20 protein-coding genes are annotated in these 20,630 nt (G+C 70.3%); 11 read left to right on the top strand and 9 right to left on the bottom strand.

Annotation, left to right across the window (positions count from 1 at the left end):
• Positions 1 to 18: 18 nt before the first annotated feature.
• Together LLS1_RS12395 and LLS1_RS12400 are read left to right on the top strand one after the other, a co-directional pair.
• The gene (locus LLS1_RS12395; protein ID WP_226655952.1) at positions 19 to 489 is read left to right on the top strand and encodes a MarR family winged helix-turn-helix transcriptional regulator; all 471 of its coding nucleotides are present in this window, start codon (positions 19 to 21) and stop codon (positions 487 to 489) included.
• On the top strand, positions 414 to 1,778 hold the full coding sequence (locus LLS1_RS12400; protein WP_374758273.1) for an MFS transporter: 1,365 nt from the start codon (positions 414 to 416) through the stop codon (positions 1,776 to 1,778). The genes LLS1_RS12395 and LLS1_RS12400 overlap by 76 nt, the downstream gene beginning before the upstream one ends.
• Before the next feature lie 244 nt (positions 1,779 to 2,022).
• Here LLS1_RS12400 and LLS1_RS12405 read toward each other — a convergent pair whose 3' ends face one another.
• From LLS1_RS12405 to LLS1_RS12425, 5 genes are all read right to left on the bottom strand, one after another.
• On the bottom strand, positions 2,023 to 3,039 hold the full coding sequence (locus LLS1_RS12405; RefSeq protein WP_223360899.1) for a LacI family DNA-binding transcriptional regulator: 1,017 nt from the start codon (positions 3,037 to 3,039) through the stop codon (positions 2,023 to 2,025).
• Between the two features lie 16 nt (positions 3,040 to 3,055).
• Positions 3,056 to 3,295: a hypothetical protein gene (locus LLS1_RS12410; RefSeq protein WP_223359754.1), complete on the bottom strand. Its 240-nt coding sequence runs from the start codon at positions 3,293 to 3,295 to the stop codon at positions 3,056 to 3,058.
• 4 nt (positions 3,296 to 3,299) lie between these two features.
• A complete protein-coding gene (locus LLS1_RS12415) occupies positions 3,300 to 4,214 on the bottom strand; it encodes a carbohydrate ABC transporter permease (RefSeq protein WP_223359755.1) in 915 nt (304 codons plus the stop codon).
• Complete coding sequence (locus LLS1_RS12420; protein ID WP_226655955.1) at positions 4,211 to 5,248, bottom strand: carbohydrate ABC transporter permease; 1,038 nt, start codon at positions 5,246 to 5,248, stop codon at positions 4,211 to 4,213. Before LLS1_RS12420 ends, LLS1_RS12415 begins: the two co-directional genes overlap by 4 nt.
• 85 nt (positions 5,249 to 5,333) lie before the next feature.
• Positions 5,334 to 6,617 (bottom strand): ABC transporter substrate-binding protein, encoded by a 1,284-nt coding sequence (locus LLS1_RS12425; protein ID WP_226655957.1) that lies wholly within the window; start codon positions 6,615 to 6,617, stop codon positions 5,334 to 5,336.
• A gap of 283 nt (positions 6,618 to 6,900) precedes the next feature.
• Here LLS1_RS12425 and LLS1_RS12430 point away from each other — a divergent pair, with 283 nt between their 5' ends.
• Together LLS1_RS12430 and LLS1_RS12435 are read left to right on the top strand one after the other, a co-directional pair.
• Entirely contained in the window at positions 6,901 to 8,784 is a 1,884-nt protein-coding gene (locus LLS1_RS12430; RefSeq protein ID WP_226656200.1) for an ABC transporter ATP-binding protein, read from the top strand.
• 299 nt (positions 8,785 to 9,083) lie between these two features.
• The gene (locus LLS1_RS12435; protein ID WP_374758274.1) at positions 9,084 to 10,325 is read left to right on the top strand and encodes an Nramp family divalent metal transporter; all 1,242 of its coding nucleotides are present in this window, start codon (positions 9,084 to 9,086) and stop codon (positions 10,323 to 10,325) included.
• Positions 10,326 to 10,436: 111 nt separating this feature from the next.
• Here LLS1_RS12435 and LLS1_RS12440 read toward each other — a convergent pair whose 3' ends face one another.
• Positions 10,437 to 11,105: a metal-dependent transcriptional regulator gene (locus LLS1_RS12440; RefSeq protein ID WP_223359759.1), complete on the bottom strand. Its 669-nt coding sequence runs from the start codon at positions 11,103 to 11,105 to the stop codon at positions 10,437 to 10,439.
• A gap of 64 nt (positions 11,106 to 11,169) precedes the next feature.
• On the opposite strand from LLS1_RS12440, the gene LLS1_RS12445 reads away from it, so the two are divergent.
• Together LLS1_RS12445 and LLS1_RS12450 are read left to right on the top strand one after the other, a co-directional pair.
• Complete coding sequence (locus tag LLS1_RS12445) at positions 11,170 to 12,534, top strand: cystathionine beta-synthase (protein ID WP_226655960.1); 1,365 nt, start codon at positions 11,170 to 11,172, stop codon at positions 12,532 to 12,534.
• A gap of 29 nt (positions 12,535 to 12,563) precedes the next feature.
• Positions 12,564 to 13,751, top strand: coding sequence for a cystathionine gamma-synthase (locus tag LLS1_RS12450; RefSeq protein ID WP_223359762.1), 1,188 nt, complete (start codon positions 12,564 to 12,566; stop codon positions 13,749 to 13,751).
• A gap of 31 nt (positions 13,752 to 13,782) precedes the next feature.
• On the opposite strand, the gene LLS1_RS12455 is transcribed toward LLS1_RS12450, so the two are convergent.
• Complete coding sequence (locus LLS1_RS12455; RefSeq protein ID WP_226655962.1) at positions 13,783 to 14,580, bottom strand: hypothetical protein; 798 nt, start codon at positions 14,578 to 14,580, stop codon at positions 13,783 to 13,785.
• A 168-nt stretch (positions 14,581 to 14,748) separates the two neighbouring features.
• Here LLS1_RS12455 and LLS1_RS12460 point away from each other — a divergent pair, with 168 nt between their 5' ends.
• Positions 14,749 to 15,870: a glutamate--cysteine ligase gene (locus LLS1_RS12460; RefSeq protein ID WP_226655964.1), complete on the top strand. Its 1,122-nt coding sequence runs from the start codon at positions 14,749 to 14,751 to the stop codon at positions 15,868 to 15,870.
• A gap of 91 nt (positions 15,871 to 15,961) precedes the next feature.
• A complete protein-coding gene (locus tag LLS1_RS12465; RefSeq protein WP_223359767.1) occupies positions 15,962 to 16,231 on the top strand; it encodes a hypothetical protein in 270 nt (89 codons plus the stop codon).
• A gap of 55 nt (positions 16,232 to 16,286) precedes the next feature.
• On the opposite strand, the gene LLS1_RS12470 is transcribed toward LLS1_RS12465, so the two are convergent.
• A complete protein-coding gene (locus LLS1_RS12470) occupies positions 16,287 to 16,493 on the bottom strand; it encodes a hypothetical protein (protein ID WP_226655965.1) in 207 nt (68 codons plus the stop codon).
• Positions 16,494 to 16,613: 120 nt separating this feature from the next.
• The gene (locus LLS1_RS12475; protein WP_226655967.1) at positions 16,614 to 16,805 is read right to left on the bottom strand and encodes a hypothetical protein; all 192 of its coding nucleotides are present in this window, start codon (positions 16,803 to 16,805) and stop codon (positions 16,614 to 16,616) included.
• 180 nt (positions 16,806 to 16,985) lie between these two features.
• Here LLS1_RS12475 and LLS1_RS12480 point away from each other — a divergent pair, with 180 nt between their 5' ends.
• The 3 genes from LLS1_RS12480 (at position 16,986) to LLS1_RS12490 (ending at position 20,612) form a co-directional block, all read left to right on the top strand.
• Positions 16,986 to 17,189 (top strand): cold-shock protein, encoded by a 204-nt coding sequence (locus LLS1_RS12480; protein WP_223359771.1) that lies wholly within the window; start codon positions 16,986 to 16,988, stop codon positions 17,187 to 17,189.
• A gap of 98 nt (positions 17,190 to 17,287) precedes the next feature.
• Positions 17,288 to 18,538, top strand: a complete 1,251-nt coding sequence (locus LLS1_RS12485) for a bifunctional glycosyltransferase family 2/GtrA family protein (protein WP_226655968.1) — start codon at positions 17,288 to 17,290, stop codon at positions 18,536 to 18,538.
• A 4-nt stretch (positions 18,539 to 18,542) separates the two neighbouring features.
• A complete protein-coding gene (locus LLS1_RS12490) occupies positions 18,543 to 20,612 on the top strand; it encodes an ArnT family glycosyltransferase (RefSeq protein ID WP_374758269.1) in 2,070 nt (689 codons plus the stop codon).
• Positions 20,613 to 20,630 lie beyond the last annotated feature (18 nt).

Genomic DNA, 20,630 nt, shown 5'->3' on the forward strand with positions numbered 1-20,630 from the left:
CTATATAAAATGGACGGCATGTCCGAGAACCGCACCGAAGAACTGCGGCGCACACTGGGCGACCTGGTCGTCGCCAGCCACCGCCTCGCCCGCCTCGCCGCCCAGGTCACCGGGAGTACCGAGTCGCCCGCGGTCTGGCGCACGCTGAGCGTGCTGCAGGCTTCCGGTCCGTTGCGCCTCGGCGAGCTCGCGTCGCACAGCCGGGTCTCGCAGCCCACGATGACCAAGCTCGTCCGCACGCTGGTGGAGTCCGAGTGGGTCAAGCGCATCGCCGACACCGACGACGCCCGCGCCTGGCAGATCGCGCTCACCCCGAAGGGGGCGGGCGCCCTCCTGGCCTGGCGCGACGAGCTCTCGGCCGCGCTGGTTCCGATGTTCGCCGATCTCAGCGACGACGAGCTCGCCGCCATGCGCTGCACGGTCGAGATCATCGGCTCGCGCGTGGATCTCTCGACCGCGGCCTCCGCCGCCCTCGCCGGCGCCCGCTAGCGGCCCGCACCCGTACCTCACCCCGACCCACCAGGAGCACACACCCCCTCATGTCGCACGACAAGCCGGACAACATCCTCAAGCAGCCCACCGCCGTCTGGGCCGTGGCCTTCGCCTCCGTCATCGCCTTCATGGGCATCGGACTCGTCGACCCGATCCTCCCGGCGATCGCCACGAGCCTGAAGGCCACGCCCACCGAGACGGAGATGCTCTTCACGAGCTACCTGCTCATCACGGGCGTCGCGATGTTCTTCACGAGCTGGATCTCGAGCAGGATCGGGGCCAAGCGGACCCTCCTGATCGGGCTCGCGCTCATCGTCGTCTTCGCGCTCGCCGCCGGGCTGTCGCAGAACGTGGAGTCCATCATCGGGTTCCGTGCCGGCTGGGGGCTCGGGAACGCGCTCTTCATCTCGACGGCGCTCGCGACCATCGTCGGTGCGGCATCGGGCGGCACCTCGTCCGCGATCATCCTGTACGAGGCGGCTCTGGGTCTCGGCATCGCGATCGGACCCCTGCTCGGCGGTCTGCTCGGCAGCTGGAGCTGGCGCGGGCCGTTCTTCGGCACGGCCACCCTCATGGCGATCGGCTTCATCGCCATCGTGGCCATGCTCAGGAAGAACCCTGAGAAGCCCGTCCCCACGAAGCTCTCGGCGCCGTTCCGCGCGCTGGCCCGCCCGGCCCTCGGCTTCCTCGCCGCCGCCGCGCTGTTCTACAACATCGGCTTTTTCGTGCTCCTGGCCTACACGCCCTTCGCCCTCGTGCCGCTCGGCGTCGCGGACGCGATCACGCTCGGCCTGATCTTCTTCGGCTGGGGCGTCTCGCTCGCGGTCACGTCGGTGTGGGTCGCGCCGCTGCTGACCTCCCGCCTCCCGCGCACCCGCGTGCTCTGGATCGTGATGCCGCTCCTGGCGATCGATCTGCTCGCTGCCGGTCTCTTCATCTCCTCGCTGGCGGCGCTGATCGTCTGCGTGATCATCGGCGGCCTGCTCCTCGGCATCCTGAACACCGTGCTCACCGAGTGCGTGATGGAGGCCACGGACCTGCCGCGCTCCGTCGCATCGAGCGCGTACTCGGGCGTGCGGTTCCTCGGCGGGGCGATCGCCCCGCCCGCCGCGACGCTGCTGGCCGACACCATCAGCCCGGCCACCCCGTTCTTCGCGGGCGCCGTCTCGGTGCTCATCGCCGTCGCGCTCATCATGATCGGCCACACACACCTGCGCCGGGTCGACGCTCCCCAGGAATCCGCGCAGCAGGAGGCCGAGGTGCTGTCGCTCGCCGACGCCGACTGACGCGGGCAACCGGTTTCCGGCACCGGCGGCGCCCTCCCGATGAAACGGAGTTCCGCGGTGGCGGGACCGGTCTCCTCGCCCCCGGAATTACGAAGGGCCGCCCTGTCCTAGTCAGGGCGGCCCTTCTCGCGTCGAGAGCTAGGAAGCCCGTCGCGAACAGCCACTGCGCACTCGATCGTGCCTACCCGAAAGGCGCGATCCGCGGCAGCGGTGCAGGAACATTCTTTCAGATGAGGACGGGTGCTCAGTACACGCCGCGCGGGGGAGCCGTGGAGGTGCGCACGACGAGTTCGACGGAGGACCGCACCGACCGGGAGCGCGGCTCGGAGCCGGCGAGCTCGTCCAGCAGGATGCGGGCCGCGACGGAGCCTTGCTCGAACGGGCTCTGCGCCATGGTGGTCAGCCCGAACGAGGCGGAGAAGTCGTGGTCGTCGATGCCGATCACGGACAGATCCCCCGGCACGCTGAGACCGTGGTCGCCGGCGGCGAGGATCGCCCCGAACGCCATCTCGTCCGAACCGGCGAACACCGCGGTCGGTCGCGGACCCGGCCGGTCGAGCAGCCGGTTCATGGCCGCCCTGGCCTCCGGGAGTGCGAAGCCGCCGGGGATGATCCAGTCCTGCCGCACGGGCAGTCCTGCCGCGCGCATCGCGGTCGTGAAGCCGCGGAGCCGGCCGGCGGGCACCTGGCTGTTGAGACCCTCCTCGTCCTCGCCGCCGAGGTGCGCGATCTCGGTGTGCCCGAGGTCGATCAAGTGCTCGGTCGCGCGTCTCGCCGTGGAGCGTTCGTCGATTCCGACGCTCCTGAGCCCCTTGACGGGGCCGCCCACGACGATCGTCGGATGGCCGAGGGAGGCCAGCTGCTCGCGCTCCTCCACGGTGAAGTCGAGGCAGAGCGCGAGCAGGGCGTCCGTGCGCTTGCGGAGAATGCTGCGATGGAACACGCGCTCACGGTCGCCGCGATGGCCGCCGAGGTTGAACAGGATCATGTCGTAGCTGGCGGCGCGCAGCTCGGCGTCCACCCCCTCCAGCACCTGCGTGTAGAACCACCGGCTCACCGACGGGACGACGACGCCGAGGGCGAGGGTGCGGCCGCTGGCCAGACCCGATGCGCTGGACGACGCGACATAGCCGAGCTCGTCCGCCGCCCGGCGCACTGCGGCGCGGGTCGTATCGGAGACGTTGGGGAGGCCGCGGAGCGCCCGTGAGACCGTCGCCGTCGAGACGCCGGTCGCGCGCGCCACCTCCTCGATCCCCGGCATCCGCATGGTCGCCCGCTCAGAGGTTCTCGGAGGCGGCCTGCTCCTCGCGCGCTCGCAGGCGCGCCGCGATGATGCGGCGACGCGCCTGCCAGAGCGCCACGAAGAGCAGCACGAGCACCAGCGTGATCAGCGCCCACACCAGCGCCGGCTGGCCGGTCAGCTCGCAGACCAGCGTGATGACGAAGAACGCGACCGCGAAGAAGCCGACGAAGCCGATGCCAACGTCGACGGCCTCCCGCGGATCGCTCCAGCGCATCTGCTCAGCCCTTCACTCCGCCGGCGGTGAGTCCTGCGACGATCCGGCGCTGGAAGATCAGCACGAGGATGATGAGCGGGACGGTCACGATCGTACCGGCGGCCATGACGGCGGTGTAGGGCTCCTGGTGGGGCTGGCTGCCGGTGAACGACGCGATCGCGACGGTGACCGGCTGGGTGGCGTCCGAGGACAGCTGGCTCGAGATGAGGAACTCGTTCCAGGAGGAGATGAACGCCAGGATCGCGGTGGTGAAGACCGCGGGTGCGGCCAGCGGCAGGATGATCTTGCGGAACGCCTGCGCCTGCGTGCATCCGTCGATGCGGGCGGCCTCCTCCAGGTCCCACGGCATCTCGCGGAAGAACGAGGTGAGCGTGTAGACCGTCAGCGGCAGGGCGAAGGAGATCTGCGGGATGATCAGCGCCTGGTAGGTGCCCATCCAGCCGATCGAGGTGAACAGCTGGAACAGCGGCGTGATGAGCGCGACGCCGGGGAACATCGAGGCGGCCAGGATGATGCCGAGCACGATGCCCTTGAACCGGAAGTCCAGGCGGGCCAGGGCGTAGGAGGCGAAGATGCCGAACACCAGGGACACGACGGTGACGCAGACGCCGATGATCAGCGAGTTCAGGAGCGCCTGGCCGAGGTGGTTGCCCAGGTTCGTGGAGAACGCGGTCACGTAGTTGTCCCACGTGAAGTGCGTGAACCACGGGGTCGTGTCGAACGTGTAGCCGACATCCCGGAACGAGGTCACGACCATCCAGTAGAACGGGAGCAGACACCACAGCACGATCACGATCGCCTGCACACCGGTGCGGACACCGGCATTGCGGCGACGGGCTGCGCCCTTTCGCTTGGTCTGGGTGCGGGGGAGGGCGTTCGCCTCGGCGGTGGCGGCGGCGGGGCCGGCGACTGCGGTCATCCCTTCGCTCCCTTCTGCTGGGCTTCCTGCGTTCTCACGACGTTCGTGCCGAGGAGCCGCACGAAGATGAACGCGACCAGGAAGATGATGATGAACGTGATGGTGGAGAGGGCGGCCGCGCTGTTGAAGCCCTGCCTGATCTGATCGATCACCAGGATCGACAAGGTCGTGGTGGCATGGCCCGTCCCTCCTCCACCTCCGGTGAGGATGGCCGGCAGGTCGTAGATCCGGAGTGCGTCGAGCACACGGAACAGGATGGCGACCATGAGCGCCGGCTTCAGCAGCGGCATCGTGACCCGCCAGAAGCGCTGCCAGGTCGACGCGCCGTCCATCTTGGCCGCCTCGTAGACATCCTCGGGGATCAGCTGCAGACCGGCGAGGATGAGGAGCGCCATGAACGGCGTGGTCTTCCAGGTGTCGGCGATGATGACCGCGAACCGGGACGCCCACTCGTCGCTGGTCCACAGGATGTGCGCACCGAGGATGGCGTTGGCGATGCCGGCGACCGAGAAGATGAAGAACCACAGCTTCGCGGTGACGGCGGTCGGGATGGCCCACGGCACCAGGATGGCCGCGCGGACGAAGCCGCGGCCGCGGAAGGCGCGGTTCATGATGAGGGCGAACCAGAGGCCGAGGACGGTCTCGAGGATCACGGTGGTCACGGTGAAGAAGAACGTGACGAAGACCGCGTTCCAGAAGGTCGAGCCGAGGTTGCCGGGCGGGCAGGCGATGGTGGAGCCGTCGGTTCCCATGCACTGCTGGAACAGCCAGTGCGCGTAGTTCTGGAAGCCGGCGAAGCCGCCCTGGACGAACAGGCCGGTCGCGGGATCGAGGCCGGCGTCCTTCTGGAAGGACATGACGATGGCGCTCACCACCGGGTAGCCGATGACGACGGCCAGGAGGATGAGTGTCGGGATGATCAGGTAGAGGGCCCAGCGGCTCTGCTGACGCCTGTTCTGCTTGATCCCGGCCCGGACCGGTGGTTTGCCGCCTGTTGTGGTGGATGAGGGGGCGACGACGTTCGACGCTGACATGTGTGCCTCCGGTGACGTGGCAGAAGAGTGTGGGACCGGGCGGCGGGAGGGGTCCCGCCGCCCGGTGACCGGGAGACCGGCCGGGTCAGCCCTGGCTGGCGGTCTGGATCGCCGAGGCCATGTCCTTCAGGGCCTGGTCGACGCTCTTGTCCCCCTTGAGGGCGGCGTAGGAGTTGTCCTGAACGGCCTTGGTGATGGCCGGGTAGAACGGCGACACGGGACGCGGCACCGCGTTCTCGATCGACGTCTTCAGGGTGGACAGGTACGGCAGCTGGGTGTTCAGGTCCGCGTCGTCGTACAGCGAGGACAGCACCGGTGCGAGCGAACCCTGGGTGACGAAGAACTTCTGCGTCTCTTCCGACTGCAGGAACTTCAGGAACTCGAACGCGGTGGCCTTGTGCTTGGAGTACACGCTGATCGCGGCGTTGTGACCGCCGAGGCTGGAGACGCCCGGCTTGCCGTCACTGACTCCCGGCAGCGGCGCGATCCCGAAGGTGTCCTTCACCGTCGAGGAGCCGTCCGTCTTGGCCAGGTTGTACACGTACGGCCAGTTGCGCAGGAACATCAGCTTGCCGGCCTCGAACGCCTGCCGGCCCTGCTCCTCCTGGTAGGTGATGGCCTCGGCCGGGATCTGGCCGTTCTTGAAGCCGTCCACCAGCCGGGTCAGGCCCGCGTTGGCCTCCTTCGAGTCCACCGTGACCGTCTTGCCGTCCTCGCCGACGATGGTGCCGCCGTTGGTGTTGATCGCCTCGGCGACGTTCACCGTGAGGCCCTCGTACTGCGCGAACTGACCGGCGTAGCAGCCGATGCCCTTCGCCTTGGCGATGTCGCAGTCCTTGAGCATCTCATCCCAGGTCTTCGGCGGGGACTGGACGAGGTCCTTGCGGTAGTACAGGATGCCGCCGTCGGAGGTCTGCGGGGCCGCGTACTGGGTGCCGTTGTAGGTGCCCGACTTCACCGTCGGGGCCAGCAGGGCCGAGTTGTCCATCTTGAAGTCCCCGGTCAGCGGCTGCAGCCAGCCCTTCGCGGCGAACTCACCCGTCCACACCACGTCGACGTCGACGACGTCGTAGTTGGAGTCCTTCGCCTGGAAGTGCTGCACCAGGTCGTCGTGCTGCTGATCCGCCTGATCGGTCTGCTCCTTGAACGTGACCTTCTCGTCGGGGTGTGCGGCGTTCCACTTCTCGATCAGGGGGCGGACCACATTCGAGTTGTCCTTGCCCTGCACGTAGGTGATCGGACCCTTGCCCGTGAGGTTCTGGCTGGCGTCGCCGCCGCCGCTGCCCCCCGATCCGCCACCTGTGCATCCGGCCAGTGCGAGGCCGACCAGGGCGACTCCCGCGACCACGGAGAGACGTGCTGCTTTCATTTCACTCCTCGTTGAGCTCTTGGTGCAGGCGCAGGTGCGCCCGCGGTCACGGTACTCCCGGCGTGCGCGGTTATGCAAGCGTTTACGTCAAGCGCTTGCATCACGGTTCCATCACGGCAGTCGACCCCTGGGCGGGGGTCAGTGTCGCGCAGCAATGCGTCGCCCGCAGCCCGATTTCGCGTCGTTGCGGCCATGGGACCGGTCATACGCGCAACGTCCCGCACCTCGGGTGCGCGGGTGCGGGGTGGGGGAGAGCCGGGCTTAGGCTGACACCGTGAGCGGGATGCGTGGGATGGGCATGGCCGGTGGCGGCGGCGGGATGCGGTCGCGCGTCAGCGGGGGCGACGCCGAGGCGCAGAAGGCGCTGAACGCGACGGCGCCGAAGATCCCGCATCTGTTCCGCCGGATCGTGTCGCTCTTCTCGGCCCATCGTGCCGCGATCGTCATGACCATGGTGCTCGTGCTCGTCGGTGCGGCGCTCTCCGTCATCCCGCCCCTGCTGACCCAGCGGGCGTTCGACGACGGCCTGTTCCCGAAGGGCGGGCCGGACATGCCCGTGCTGATCGAGATCGTGGTGGCCATGATCGTGGTCTTCGTCGGCTCGGCGCTCCTCGGGGTGTGGCAGACGTACCTCACCGCGTCCGTCGGCAACAAGGTGATGGGCGCGTTGCGCGTGCGGCTGTTCTCGCACCTGCAGGACATGGAGCTGAGCTTCTTCACCAAGACCAAGACCGGCATCATCCAGTCGCGGCTGCAGAACGACGTCGGCGGGGTGGCGAGCGTGCTCACCAACACGATGTCGAGCATCCTGGGCAACACGGTCACCGTGATCGCCGCGCTCGTGGCCATGCTGCTGCTCAACTGGCAGCTGACGATCGTGGCCGTGATCCTGATGCCGATCCTCGTGATCGCCCAGCGTCGCGTCGGACAGGTGCGCGCCCGCATCGCGACCCGCACGCAGGAGTCGCTGTCGGACATGACCGCGATCACCCAGGAGACGCTGAGCGTGTCGGGCATCCTGCTCTCGAAGAGCTTCAACCGGCAGGGCGCGGAGGTGCAGCGCTACTCCGACGAGAACGAGAACCAGATCCGCCTGCAGGTCTCGCAGGCGATGAGCGGCCAGTGGTTCTTCGCGATGGTCAACATCTTCCTGTCCTCCATTCCGGCGATCGTCTACCTCGTCTCGGGCTGGCTCATCCTGGGCGGGGCCACGGACATCACCGCGGGAACCATCGTCGCCTTCACCACCGTGCAGGCGCGGCTGCTGTTCCCGCTGCTCGCGCTGATGCGGGTGGCACTCGACCTGCAGACCTCCGGCGCGCTCTTCGCCCGCATCTTCGAGTACCTCGACCTGAAGCCCGCCATCGCCGACCGGCCCGATGCGGTGCCCGTCGACCCCTCGCGCGACCTCGGCCGCATCGAGTTCGACCACGTCGTGTTCCGTTACCCGGACGCCCGCGAAGGGGAGCGGAACACCCTCGACGACGTCTCGTTCACCATCCGCGCGGGAGAGTTCGCTGCGTTCGTCGGCCCGAGCGGCGCGGGCAAGACCACGGTGTCGTACCTCATCCCTCGTTTCTACGACGCGACCGGCGGCCGCATCCTGTTCGGCGGCGCCGACATCCGCGAGCTGCAACAGGACTCCCTCGTCTCCCACATCGGCGTCGTCAGCCAGGAGACGTACCTGTTCCACGCCTCCATCGCCGAGAACCTCCGCTATGCCCGCCCGGACGCCACCCAGGAGGAGCTGGAGGCCGCCGCCCGCCAGGCCAACATCCACGACACCATCGTCAGCTTCCCCGACGGCTACGCCACCGTCGTCGGCGAACGCGGGTACCGCCTCTCCGGCGGCGAGAAGCAGCGCATCGCCATCGCCCGTGTGCTGCTCAAAGACCCGGAGGTCCTCATCCTCGACGAGGCCACCAGCGCCCTCGACACCATCTCCGAGCGCGTCGTGCAGCAAGCCCTCGACACCGCCTCCCGCGGCCGCACCACCATCGCGATCGCCCACCGCCTCTCCACCATCGTCGCCGCGGACGTCATCTTCGTCGTCGACCACGGCCGCATCATCGAGCACGGCACCCACCGCGAACTGCTCGAGGCCGGCGGCGTCTACACCCGCCTCTACCGCGAGCAGATCGAAGGAACGCTCAGCACCGAGGCCTGAGCACCCGAGCAATTCCGGAGGTCTATGCCGCGCGGGCTGGGATCTCCGGAGTTCCGGCGAAATGAGCGGCGTGGCGCAGAATAGCTCCGGATTCGCGTGTCGAGCGACGCCAGGACAGGAGGTGCACCGTCCTGGCGTGATAACTCCGGAGTCTCGCAGTGGCACGCCGCTCATTTCGCCGGAACTCCGGTGACTCGTGCCGTGACCTGGTAGATCTCCGGAATTGCTAGGGCGGGCCTGGACCGGGGGTGCGCGTCAAGTGTTAGGCTGGGCTAACACTTGAGTTTGAGGTGGTGAGCATCGTGGTGGTGACGGAGGAGCGGGCGACCGGATCGCGGGCGCGACTGCTGGCCCTGCTCGGGCCGGCATTCGTCGCGGCGATCGCCTACGTCGATCCCGGCAACGTGGCCGCGAACCTGACGGCGGGCGCGAAGTACGGCTACCTGCTCGTCTGGGTCCTCGTCGCCGCCAACGCCATCGCGGTGTTCGTGCAGTACCAATCGGCCAAGCTGGGCATCGTGACGGGACGCAGCCTCCCGGAGCTGCTGGGCGCGCGGCTCGGCACCGGGTCGCGCCGCGCCTACTGGGTCCAGGCCGAGCTGGTCGCCGCCGCGACCGACATCGCCGAGGTGATCGGCGGCGCGATCGCGCTGAACCTGCTCTTCGGCCTCCCCCTGCCCGTCGGCGGCATCATCGTGGGCATCGTCGCGATCGGCATCCTGAGCATCCAGTCGCGACGGGGCCAGCGCCCGTTCGAGGCCGTCGTGCTCGGGCTGCTGGGAGTCATCGCGATCGGGTTCCTCGCGGGGCTGTTCGTGAGCCCGGTCGACTGGGGCGCTGCGGCGGGCGGGCTGGTCCCGCGGTTCGACGGAACGCCGACGGTGCTGCTCGCGGCGAGCATGCTCGGGGCGACGGTGATGCCTCACGCGATCTATCTGCACTCGGCGCTCGCGCGCGATCGGCACGGCGCCTCGAGCGACGCGGGGCGGGTGCGAACGCTGCTGCGCGCCACGCGGCTCGACGTGGTGCTCGCGCTCATCCTCGCCGGAGCGGTGAACATCGCGATGCTGCTGCTCGCGGCCTCCGCGCTGCGCGGCGTCGACGGCACCGACACGATCGAGGGGGCGCACGCCGCGATCTCGTCCGCGCTCGGACCGGTCGTGGGAGTGGTCTTCGCGATCGGCCTCCTCGCCTCCGGGCTCGCCTCCACCTCCGTCGGCAGCTACGCGGGGGCCACCATCATGAGCGGTCTCCTGACGGTGCGGGTGCCGCTGCTCGCGCGCCGGATCGTGACGCTCATCCCCGCCGTCGTCATCCTCGCCGCCGGCGTCGACCCGACCTGGGCGCTGGTGCTCTCGCAGGTGTTCCTGAGCCTGGGCATCCCGTTCGCGATGATCCCGCTGCTGCGGCTGACCGGGTCGCGCACGGTGATGGGAGACCGCGCAGACGCGGCGTGGGTGCGGGTCGCAGGCGGCCTGGTCGCCGCGCTGGTCGTGGTGCTCAACCTCGCGCTGGTGGTCCTCACGGTGACCGGCGGGTAGTCGCTGCGGGGACGGGAGGGGATCGTGCGGGGCACGCCGGGGCGCGGCGGCTGACGGAGGCGATGCCGGGCGCGCTCGCCGGGATCTCCTCCGGTGGCTGCGGCCTCCGGATCAGGCGGTGACGACCCAGACCGCGGCGGCGGCGGTCGCGCCGAGCACGATCGTGGAATCGGCCGTGCGTACGGTCACATCGCCGGCGAAGGCGCGGTGCTCGTCCACGGTCAGGGCCGTGTCCAGGCCGATGCGGAGCTCGTCGAGGTAGCGCAGGATGGCCGGGTCGGCGTCCGAGATGCGCGCCACCACGACCTCCACGCCCGTCGGCGCCGACAGCAGCGGCACGGCGTCCGGGCGGCGGGGCTGGCCGTCGGCCGTCGGGATGGGGTCGCCGTGCGGGTCGCGCGCCGGGAAGCCGAGACGCTTGTCGATGCGGTCGACGAGGTCGTCCGAGACAGCGTGCTCCAGCACCTCGGCCTCGTCGTGCACCTCGTCCCAGCCGTACCCGAGCTCTTCGACGAGGAACGTCTCGATGAGCCGGTGCCGGCGGACCATCGCGACCGCGTGCCGCCGGCCGTCGTCCGTGAGCTCGATGCCGCCGTACGGCTCGTGGGCCAGGAGGCCCTGCTCGGTGAGCCGCCGGATTCCGTCGGAGACCGTCGCCGCGCGCACGCCCATCCGCTCCGACAACTGCTTGACGGTGATGGGGTCGCCCTCCCATTCGGTGGCGGACCAGATGAATTTGAGGTAGTCCTGCGCCACGGGAGAGAGGTCGGACACGGGCATGCACGAGAGTCTACGGGCTGTAACGCGATCGATCCGCGGAGGCGGCGCTGTTACGGTTGTCCCCGTGAAGTACGCAGAGACCATCACAGACCTGGTCGGCGACACCCCGCTCGTGAAGCTCAACCGGCTGACCGAGGGGATCGCGGCGACGGTACTCGTCAAGCTCGAGTACCTGAACCCCGGAGGATCCTCCAAGGACCGCATCGCGAGCCGCATCATCGATGCCGCGGAGCGCGACGGCCACTTGAAGCCCGGCGGCACCATCGTGGAGCCCACGAGCGGCAACACCGGCGTGGGCCTGGCGCTCATCGCCCAGCAACGCGGCTACCGCTGCGTCTTCGTGCTGCCCGACAAGGTGGGCGAGGACAAGCGCAACGTGCTGACCGCCTACGGGGCGGAGATCGTGGTGACGCCGACATCGGTTCCGCCGGATCACCCCGACTCCTACTACTCGGTGTCCGACCGCCTCACCGCGGAGATCCCCGGCGCGTTCAAGCCGAACCAGTACGCCAACCCGAACGGCCCGCGCAGTCACTACGAGACCACCGGTCCGGAGATCTGGCGCGACACCGAAGGAAAGGTGACCCACTTCGTCGCCGGCGTCGGCACGGGCGGGACCATCTCGGGCACGGGCCGGTACCTCAAGGAGGTGTCCGACGGCACGGTGCGCATCGTCGGCGCCGACCCGGAGGGCTCGGTCTACTCGGGAGGCACCGGCCGGCCGTATCTCGTGGAGGGCGTCGGCGAGGACTTCTGGCCGGGCGCGTACGACCCGACCGTCGTCGACGAGGTCATCCCTGTCACGGACGCCGAGTCGTTCCACATGACCAGGCGCCTCGCGCGCGAGGAGGGCATCCTCGTCGGCGGCTCCAGCGGCATGGCCGTCGCCGCCGCCCTGCGCGTCGCGAAGAGCCTCAGCGCCGACGATGTCGTGGTCGTCCTCCTCCCCGACGGAGGCCGCGGCTACCTGGCCAAGATCTTCAACGACAAGTGGATGCAGTCCTACGGTTTCAGCGAGGTGCCGGACGAGTCGACGGTGCAGGACGTCATCAAGACCAAGCGCGGCGACCTCCCGGACCTCGTGCACACGCATCCGGCCGAGACGGTGCGCGACGCCATCCAGATCATGAACACGTACGGCGTCTCGCAGCTGCCGGTGCTGACGGCGGAGCCGCCGGTCGTGATGGGGGAGGTCGCGGGCGCGCTCGACGAGACGTCGCTGGTCGACGCCGTGTTCAGCGGACGGGCCGCGATGAGCGATCCGGTCGCGAAGCACGTCGGCGACCCTCTGCCGCTGATCGGCGTGAACGAGTCGGTGACGGCCGCGCGCTCCGCGCTGGCCACCGCGAACGCGCTGCTCGTGACCGAGGGCGGCAAGCCGCTCGCCGTGCTCACCCGCCAGGATCTGCTCAACTACCTCAGCGACTGAGCGCTCGGCTCCGCCTCGCTCACGCCCCGATGACCGACACGAAAGACACCGCCATGACCGCCGAGAACGACCACCAGCACGGCTTCGCCACCCGCGCCATCCACGAGGGCCAGGAGTTCGACCCCACGACCGGCGCCATCATCCCGCCGATCTACCAGACCTCCACCTTCGTGCAGGACGGCGTCGGCGGCCTCCGGAACGGCTACGAGTACGGGCGCGGCGGCAACCCGACGCGCACCTCGCTCGAGACCCTGCTCGCGTCGCTCGAAGGCGGCGTGCGCGCGCTGTCGTTCGCGTCGGGCCTCGCCGCGGAGGACGCCCTGCTGCGCGCCGTCCTCGCCCCGGGCGACCACGTGGTGCTCGGCAACGACGTGTACGGCGGCACGCATCGCCTCATCAACCGCATCCACCGCGCGTGGGGGATCGGCAACACGACCGTCGACCTGTCCGACCTGGACGCGGTGCGCGCCGCCCTGACGACGGAGCGCGCGCGCATCCTCTGGATCGAGACGCCGAGCAACCCGCTGATGAAGATCAGCGACCTGGCGGCGTTGGTCGAGATCGGCCACGCAGCCGGCGTGCTCGTCGTCGTCGACAACACCTTCGCCTCCCCCGCATTGCAGCAGCCGCTGTCGTTCGGCGCCGATGTCGTCGTCCACTCGACCACGAAGTACCTCGGCGGGCATTCCGACGTGATCGGGGGCGCCCTGGTCTTCGCGGACGAGGAGCTGGCCGAGAAGGTGCAGTTCATCCAGTTCGCCGCCGGCGCGGTGTCCGCCCCCCTCGACGCGTTCCTGACCGTGCGCGGCATCAAGACACTCGACGTGCGCATGCAGCGCCACACCGCGAACGCACAGGCGATCGCCGAGGCGCTGGTCGGGCACGCGGGCATCGACGCGGTCTACTACCCCGGCCTCCCGACGCACCCCGGTCACGAGCTGGCCGCGCGTCAGATGAGCGGCTTCGGCGGCATGATCTCGGTGGCGCTGAGCGGTGGCGCGCCCGCGGCCCGCCGATTCGCGGAGTCGACGCGCGTGTTCCAGCTCGCGGAGTCGCTGGGCGGAGTGGAGTCGCTCATCGGCTACCCGTCGGAGATGACGCACGCGTCGGTGCGCGGCACGGAGCTCGAGGTGCCCGACAACATCGTGCGCCTGTCGGTCGGCATCGAGGACATCGCCGACCTCCTCGCCGACGTGGAGCAGGCGCTCGGTCGCTGACCCCGGTTCGCGGCGATCGTCACGAATCGCGTCAGGTCGTGAGCGAGGAGGCCTCGCGGGCCACGGCCAGCAGGTCGTCGAGCGGGCGGAGTCGCGCCTTCTTCAGGTTCTCGCGGGCGATCCAGCGGGCGTCGGGATCGGCCGAGGTGGCCAGGCGCTCGAGGAGCGGGACGCCGTCGTCGGGGGCGGCGGCCGCGACCACGCTGACGGCGTAGCCGAGCGCCTGCCGGAGCACCCGCACGTCGCCGTCGCGGCGCTCGCTGTCGGGGAGGGAGAGCAGCAGATCGGTCGCGGCGGCGACCACGGCGCAGGCCTCCGAACCGTGCGGCGGACGCTTCAGGAGGCGCGGCTCCGCGACGGCCGCGGCCGCGGCACGGGCGAGGAGCGCGCGATTCCGCAGAGGACCGCGGTCGCGCAGCCACACGCGCACCTCCCGCAGGCCGCCCTCCCAGTCGCGGTCGAGGATGCGCTGCATGCCGGTGGCGGCGAGCTCGCGCACACGCCAGCGCTCGTCGACCGCGGCGGTCGTCAGCAGCGGCACCTCGCCGAGGGCGCCGGCCGCCAGCGCGGCGCACGCGGCCACGTACTCGCGATGAGGCTCGGGCAGCTCGGCGGCGACCAGCGGGGGATGCGCGAGCCAGCCCGTGAGCAGGCGGATGGCGCCGGCGTGGCCGTCGGCAGGGGTGCTGCCGGCCACGTCCGCCAGCCGGCCGGCGAGCTCCAGGTCGGCGCGCGGTCCCGGGAGCCGGCTGTTCGCGCCGAGCATCGCCTCGAGCGGCGCCGCATCCCCCGCGAGCGCCTGCCCCCACAGAGCAGAGAGATCATCCACATCCCCGATCCTACGGACGACATCGCGCTGCGAAGCGGCACGAAATGAGCGGGTCCGCTGCGAGACGGCGAGCATTCGGCCGTCTCGCGGGGAGGACACGGGTGGGCACGGGAGTGTCGGATTGTCCAGGGATTGCCGGGTGCCCGGGCGTACGCGCAGACTGAAGCGGTGAGGACGGTCGGAGTGGAGGAGGAGCTCCTGCTGGTCGACGCGCGCGGCGCGGCGTCGCCCGTGGCGCCCCTGCTGCTGGCGGACGCCCCCGCCGCCGGCGCCGGACCGGTGGTCAGCGCCGAGATCCAGCAGGAGATGATCGAGACCCAGACGCGGCCCCAGGAGTCGATGACGGCGCTGCTCTCGGACATCGTCGCGGGCCGGACGCTCGCCGACGACCTCGCGCGCGGTCATTCCGCCCGCGCGGTGGCTGTGGCGATGTCCCCGCTGCGCCTCCGGCCGCACGCCACCTCCGACCCGCGCTACGACAGCATGATGGACCGGTACGGGCTCACCGCGCGTGGCACCCTCGTCTGCGGCTGCCACGTGCACGTCGCCATCGCCTCCCGCGAGGAGGGCGTCGCGGTGCTGGACCGCATCCGCACCTGGCTGCCCGTGCTGCTCGCGCTGACGGCGAACTCGCCGTTCGCCGGCGGCGTGGACACCGGGCACGCGAGCTACCGCTTCGTGGCGTGGCATCAGTGGCAGAGCGCCGGCCCCACCGACCTGTTCGGGTCGGTGGACGCGTACGACCGTTTCGAGAGCATCCTCGTCGACACGGGGGTCATCCTCGACAAGGGGATGCTCTACCTGGACGCGCGGCTGTCGCACAAGCAGCCGACGATCGAGGTGCGCGTCGCCGACGTCTGCCTCGACGCGCGCGACACCGTGGTCCTGGCCGCCATCGTGCGCGCCCTGGTCGAGGAGGCGGCGGCAGAGTGGCGCGCGGGGGTTCCTCCGACCCCGATGCCCTCGGCCGCGCTGCGCCTCGCCGAATGGCAGGCGGCGCTCACCGGCGTGAGCGGACGGCTGCCGCATCCGCAGACCGGTCTCGCCGGGACGGCCGCGGACGCAGTGTCCGCGCTGCTCGCGCACACGCGCCCGCAGCTGGAGCTCGCCGGCGACCTCGCGCTCGTGCGCAGAGGGGTCGCACGCATCCTGCGCACGGGGGGAGGAGCCGGCCGGCAGCGCGCGGCGTTCGCCCGCCGGGGGAGGATGCGCGATGTGGTGGAGGCTGCGGTGGCGGCCACCCACGAGCGGACGGAGGACGACGACGGCGATGACCGCGACGCAGCGTGAACGCGGTCCGTGGCGGTGCCGGCGCCGTGGTGTCCGCCCGGTCCGCGGTGCTCTCTTCCGTGGCGCAGAGAAGACGCCTATCCTGCCGAACATGACGGACAAGCAGCTCGCGCATCAGCACGCCGTCTACACGTACGGCTCCCGCCCGCTGACCCTCATGTACAGCCCCACCTCGACCGCGGCGTGGGAGCTCTACTACGGCGGGGACTATCTCGGCCTGGTCGAGGAGCAGCATTCCGCCGGCGCGACGTGGCCGTCGTTCGTGGCGCGGCTCCCCGGTGAGGAGGAGACCGGCGACGGGATCGCGACGGACGACTGGCGCGCCGCCGTCGAACTGCTCGCCGCGCGCGCCGGGCTCTGACGCACGTCTGCCTCGGCGGACCCGCTCCGCTGGGGCGACCGCGCCCGACCCGCGGTCAGAATGCGAACTGCGCCCATTCCTCGCGCGGCAGCTCGACGCGAGAGCCGTGGGACTCCACGATCCAGTCGCGCCGCGTTCCCGCCAGATACGTGCAGAGCAGGGTCTCGCTGCTCCAGCCGTCGGCCCGATGCACCCAACGGACCAGATGGATGTCCTGCCCGGCCTTCGGTGTGTTACCGATCGGTGTCTCATAGGTCGTCACGCGGCACTCCTCCCCGAACGTGCAGCTTGCTTGGCTCGACCCTAGCGGGGTACATGGTCGGGGGACAAGAGGGCTGGGATGAACGGCAGCCGTACGGATGGACGCGCTCGGCCGGCGTCGTCAGTCGCGCCGGAGCCCGCAGTCGTCCGCATCGTCGCGCAGCGCTTCGTCGTCGTCGGCCGTCTCGTCGTGCTCGGGCTCGAACACGCCGTCGGCGTCGTAGGGACCGCTGCCTCCGCCCTCCGCGATCGCGTCCACGTCGATCGGCTCGCCCGAAGGCGTCTCGGGGAACTGCTCTCGCGCGTCGGTCATCGTCGGGCCTCCTGTCCGCCCCGCGGTGGCCGGCATGCCGCCGCTGGACCGGATGGTAGGCGTGTCGCGGGCGGTCGGGAAGGGGCGGGTGACGCCGAAGCACTCGCGTTTCCTCCCCGGTTGGGGGACACTGGCGGAGGGTCGTACCCGTGACCCGTGCAGAAGAGAAGGCAGAGAACGATGGCAACAGGCACCGTCAAGTGGTTCAACTCGGAGAAGGGGTTCGGCTTCATCGCCCCGGACGACGGGTCGCCCGACGTGTTCGCCCACTTCAGCGAGATCGCCGGGGACGGATACCGCAACCTCACCGAGAACCAGCGCGTGGAATACGAGGTGACGCAGGGGCCGAAGGGTCTCCAGGCGTCGAACATCCGTCCCGCCTGACGCGCGTCTCCTGCACATAGGAAGTGCGCAGGAGACGCATGAGCCGCCCATAGTCCCGCGAAAGGTCACGGGAATGTAACAGGGCGAGGGTGGTGCGCATGTCGTACGAAACCGCCACCCTCTCGCTCGACATCGTCGTGCCCGTCTACAACGAGCAGGCGACGCTCGAGTCGTCCATCCGCCGGCTCCACGCCTATCTGACCGACGCCGTCGAGCAGGCCTGGCGGATCACCATCGCGGACAACGCCAGCACCGACGAGACGGCCGCCCTCGCGGACCGCCTCGCCGGGGAGCTCGCCGGCGTCGTCGCGGTGCACCTCCCCCTGAAGGGCCGCGGTCGCGCGCTCAAGCAGGTGTGGGGGGCCTCCGAAGCCGAGGTGCTCGTCTATCTGGACGAGGACCTCTCCACCGATCTCGCGGCGCTTCCCCCGCTGGTCGCCCCGCTGCTCTCCGGGCACTCCGACCTCGCGATCGGCACGCGGCTCGGCCGATCGTCGCGCGTCACGCGCGGCGGCAGACGCGAGTTCATCTCGCGCAGCTACAACCTGCTGCTGCGGCGGACGATGTCCGTCGGCTTCAGCGACGCCCAGTGCGGGTTCAAGGCGATCAGGAGGGATGTCGCGCAGCGGCTGCTCCCGCTCGTGGAGGACGACGCCTGGTTCTTCGACACCGAGCTCCTGATCCTCGCCGAGCGATCCGGGCTGCGCATCCATGAGATCCCCGTCGACTGGGTCGATGACCCGCACAGCTCCGTGGACGTCGTGAGCACCGCTCTGGAGGACGTGAAGGGCATGGTGCGCGTCGGCACGAACATCGCCCGCGGCCGGATCCCGATCGAGTCGGTGTACGCGGAGCTCGGGAGGCGGCCGTTCGAGCCGCCCCGGCCGCCGAGCTTCTTCGGCCAGGTGGTGCGGTTCGGCGTCGTGGGGGTGCTCTCCACCGTGGCCTACGCGCTGCTGTACCTGCTGCTGCAGACGCTCGTGCCCGCGCAGGTCGCCAACTTCGCCGCGCTGCTCATCACAGCCGTCGCGAACACATGGGCCAACCGGCGCTTCACCTTCGGGGTGCGCGGGCCCGGGATGGTGCGGCATCAGTTCCAGGGGCTCATCGTCTTCGGGATCGCGTGGGCGCTGACCAGCGGATCGCTGCTCACCTTGCACGCGCTGGCACCCACGGCCTCCGCCCGGTGGCAGCTGATCGTGCTCACCGCGGCCAACCTCGTCGCAACGCTGATCCGCTTCGTGCTCCTGCGGCTCTGGGTCTTCCGGGCATCGCGCCGGGCGATCGCGCCGTCCGCCGATGCGGCTGCCTCCCGCCCCCTCTCCTTCACCACCAGCGAAAGCGAGTGACACCATGACCACCACGACGACCACTGCGTCCACCCCGGCCGCCCCCGTCGCGGCGCATCCCGAACGGGCGGCCGCGCCCGGCCGCATGCGCGCCGCCCTCCGCCGGCTCGTCCGAGGCAGGGAGGACGCCGCCGCCTGGGAGCGGCCGGCGCTGCTCGGCCTCCTCGCCGTCACGGCGTTCCTCTACATCTGGGACCTCGCAGCCAGCGGCTGGGCCAACTCCTTCTACTCCGCGGCCGTGCAGGCCGGATCGGTCGACGGGGAGGCGTTCTTCTACGGATCCAGCGACGCGGCGAACTCGATCACGGTCGACAAGCCGCCCGCGAGCCTGTGGATCATGGCGCTCTCGGTGCGCATCTTCGGGTTGAGCTCGTGGAGCATCCTGGTTCCCGAGGCGCTCATGGGGGTCGCGACCGTCGCGCTCGTCTACGTGACGGTGCGCCGCCACTTCTCGGCGCGCACCGCGCTGCTCGCGGGAGGCGTGCTGGCCATCACCCCCGTGGCCGCCCTGATGTTCCGGTTCAACAACCCGGACGCGCTGCTCGTGCTCCTGCTCACGCTTGCGACCTCCCTGACCCTGCGCGGCATCGAATCCGGCCGCATCCGCTGGGTGGTCTGGGCGGGCGTCGCGATCGGCTTCGGCTTCCTCACCAAGCAGCTGCAGGCCTTCCTCATCCTCCCGGTCCTCGCCGGGGTCTACCTGGCCGCGGCACCGCTCTCCTGGAAGAAGCGGTTCGGGCACTTGTTCGCCGCGCTCGGCGCGGTCATCGTGGCCGCCGGCTGGTGGGTCGCGGTCGTCGAGCTGGTGCCGGCCTCGTGGCGTCCGTACATCGGCGGCTCGCAGACCAACAGCTTCCTCGAGCTGACCTTCGGCTACAACGGGCTCGGCCGCCTCACCGGCGACGAGACCGGCAGTGTCACCGGAGGCGGCGGCACGACGGGCGGCGGGATGTGGGGCTCCACCGGCATCACGCGTCTTTTCGAGAACGAGATCGGCGGTCAGATCACCTGGCTCCTGCCCGCGGCCCTCGTCCTCTTCGTGCTCGCCCTCGTGCTGGGGCGGCGGAGTGCGCGGACCGACGCCCGCCGTGCGACCCTCCTGCTCTTCGGCGGCTGGCTCGTCGTGACCGCGCTCGCGTTCAGCTTCATGGCCGGCATCTTCCACGCCTATTACACCGTGGCCCTCGCCCCGGCGCTCGCGGGCGTCGTCGCGATCGGCGCCGCAGCGGCCTGGGAGGCACGCGACCGGCTCTGGGTTCGCATCGTCTCGGGGGCTGTCATGCTCGGCACCGGAGGGTGGGCCTGGGTACTGCTGGACCGCGCGACCGACTGGCTGCCCTGGCTGAAGGTCCTCGTGGTGCTGCTCTCGATCATCTCCGCCGGTCTGCTCCTGCTCCCGCAGCGCGGCCGGGCGCTGCGCACCGCGACCATCGCCGCCACCCTGGTCGCCGGCCTGCTCGCCCCGTTCGCATACACGATCCAGACCGTCACGACCCCCCACACCGGGTCGATCGTGACCGCGGGCCCGACCGTGTCCGGCTCGATGGGCGGACCGGGCGGGGGAGGCGGCTTCGGCGGCTTCGGCGGAAACGGCGGCCAGGGCGGACCCGGCGGGCCGGGCGGCACGCCGCCGAACGGGTTCGGCGGGAACACCGGCGGGACCGGAGCCCCCGGCGGCGGGACCGCGACGCAGACCGCGCAGGGCGGCGGTGGAGCGGGCTCCCTGCTCTCCTCCGGCAGCGTGGGCTCCCGGCTCGCATCGATGCTGAAGGCCGACGCCGCGAAGTACACCTGGGTCGCGGCCGCGATCGGCTCCAACTCGGCTGCCGGATACCAGCTCGCGACGCAGGAGGCGGTGATGCCGATCGGCGGGTTCAACGGCTCCGATCCGTCGCCCACGCTCGCGCAGTTCGAGCAGTATGTGGCCGAGGGGAAGATCCACTACTTCATCGGCGGCGGTGTCGGGCGGTCGAACGGCGGGAGCAGCGCCTCCAGCGAGATCGCCGGCTGGGTGGAGCAGAACTACACCGCCCAGACCGTCGACGGTGTGACGGTGTACGACCTGACCGAGTAGGCGGAGGGAGGAACGTCG

Source organism: Leifsonia sp. LS1 (assembly GCF_020521355.1).
Classification (GTDB): Bacteria; Actinomycetota; Actinomycetes; order Actinomycetales; family Microbacteriaceae; genus Leifsonia.

Coding starts and splice junctions, on each gene's coding strand:
- LLS1_RS12395 (WP_226655952.1), top strand. CDS start 19: ATGTCCGAGAACCGCACCGAAGAACTGCGGCGCACACTGGGCGACCTG.
- LLS1_RS12405 (WP_223360899.1), bottom strand. CDS start 3,039: ATGCCGGGGATCGAGGAGGTGGCGCGCGCGACCGGCGTCTCGACGGCG.
- LLS1_RS12410 (WP_223359754.1), bottom strand. CDS start 3,295: ATGCGCTGGAGCGATCCGCGGGAGGCCGTCGACGTTGGCATCGGCTTC.
- LLS1_RS12415 (WP_223359755.1), bottom strand. CDS start 4,214: ATGACCGCAGTCGCCGGCCCCGCCGCCGCCACCGCCGAGGCGAACGCC.
- LLS1_RS12420 (WP_226655955.1), bottom strand. CDS start 5,248: ATGTCAGCGTCGAACGTCGTCGCCCCCTCATCCACCACAACAGGCGGC.
- LLS1_RS12425 (WP_226655957.1), bottom strand. CDS start 6,617: ATGAAAGCAGCACGTCTCTCCGTGGTCGCGGGAGTCGCCCTGGTCGGC.
- LLS1_RS12430 (WP_226656200.1), top strand. CDS start 6,901: ATGCGTGGGATGGGCATGGCCGGTGGCGGCGGCGGGATGCGGTCGCGC.
- LLS1_RS12440 (WP_223359759.1), bottom strand. CDS start 11,105: ATGCCCGTGTCCGACCTCTCTCCCGTGGCGCAGGACTACCTCAAATTC.
- LLS1_RS12450 (WP_223359762.1), top strand. CDS start 12,564: ATGACCGACACGAAAGACACCGCCATGACCGCCGAGAACGACCACCAG.
- LLS1_RS12465 (WP_223359767.1), top strand. CDS start 15,962: ATGACGGACAAGCAGCTCGCGCATCAGCACGCCGTCTACACGTACGGC.
- LLS1_RS12475 (WP_226655967.1), bottom strand. CDS start 16,805: ATGACCGACGCGCGAGAGCAGTTCCCCGAGACGCCTTCGGGCGAGCCG.
- LLS1_RS12480 (WP_223359771.1), top strand. CDS start 16,986: ATGGCAACAGGCACCGTCAAGTGGTTCAACTCGGAGAAGGGGTTCGGC.
- LLS1_RS12485 (WP_226655968.1), top strand. CDS start 17,288: ATGTCGTACGAAACCGCCACCCTCTCGCTCGACATCGTCGTGCCCGTC.
- LLS1_RS12490 (WP_374758269.1), top strand. CDS start 18,543: ATGACCACCACGACGACCACTGCGTCCACCCCGGCCGCCCCCGTCGCG.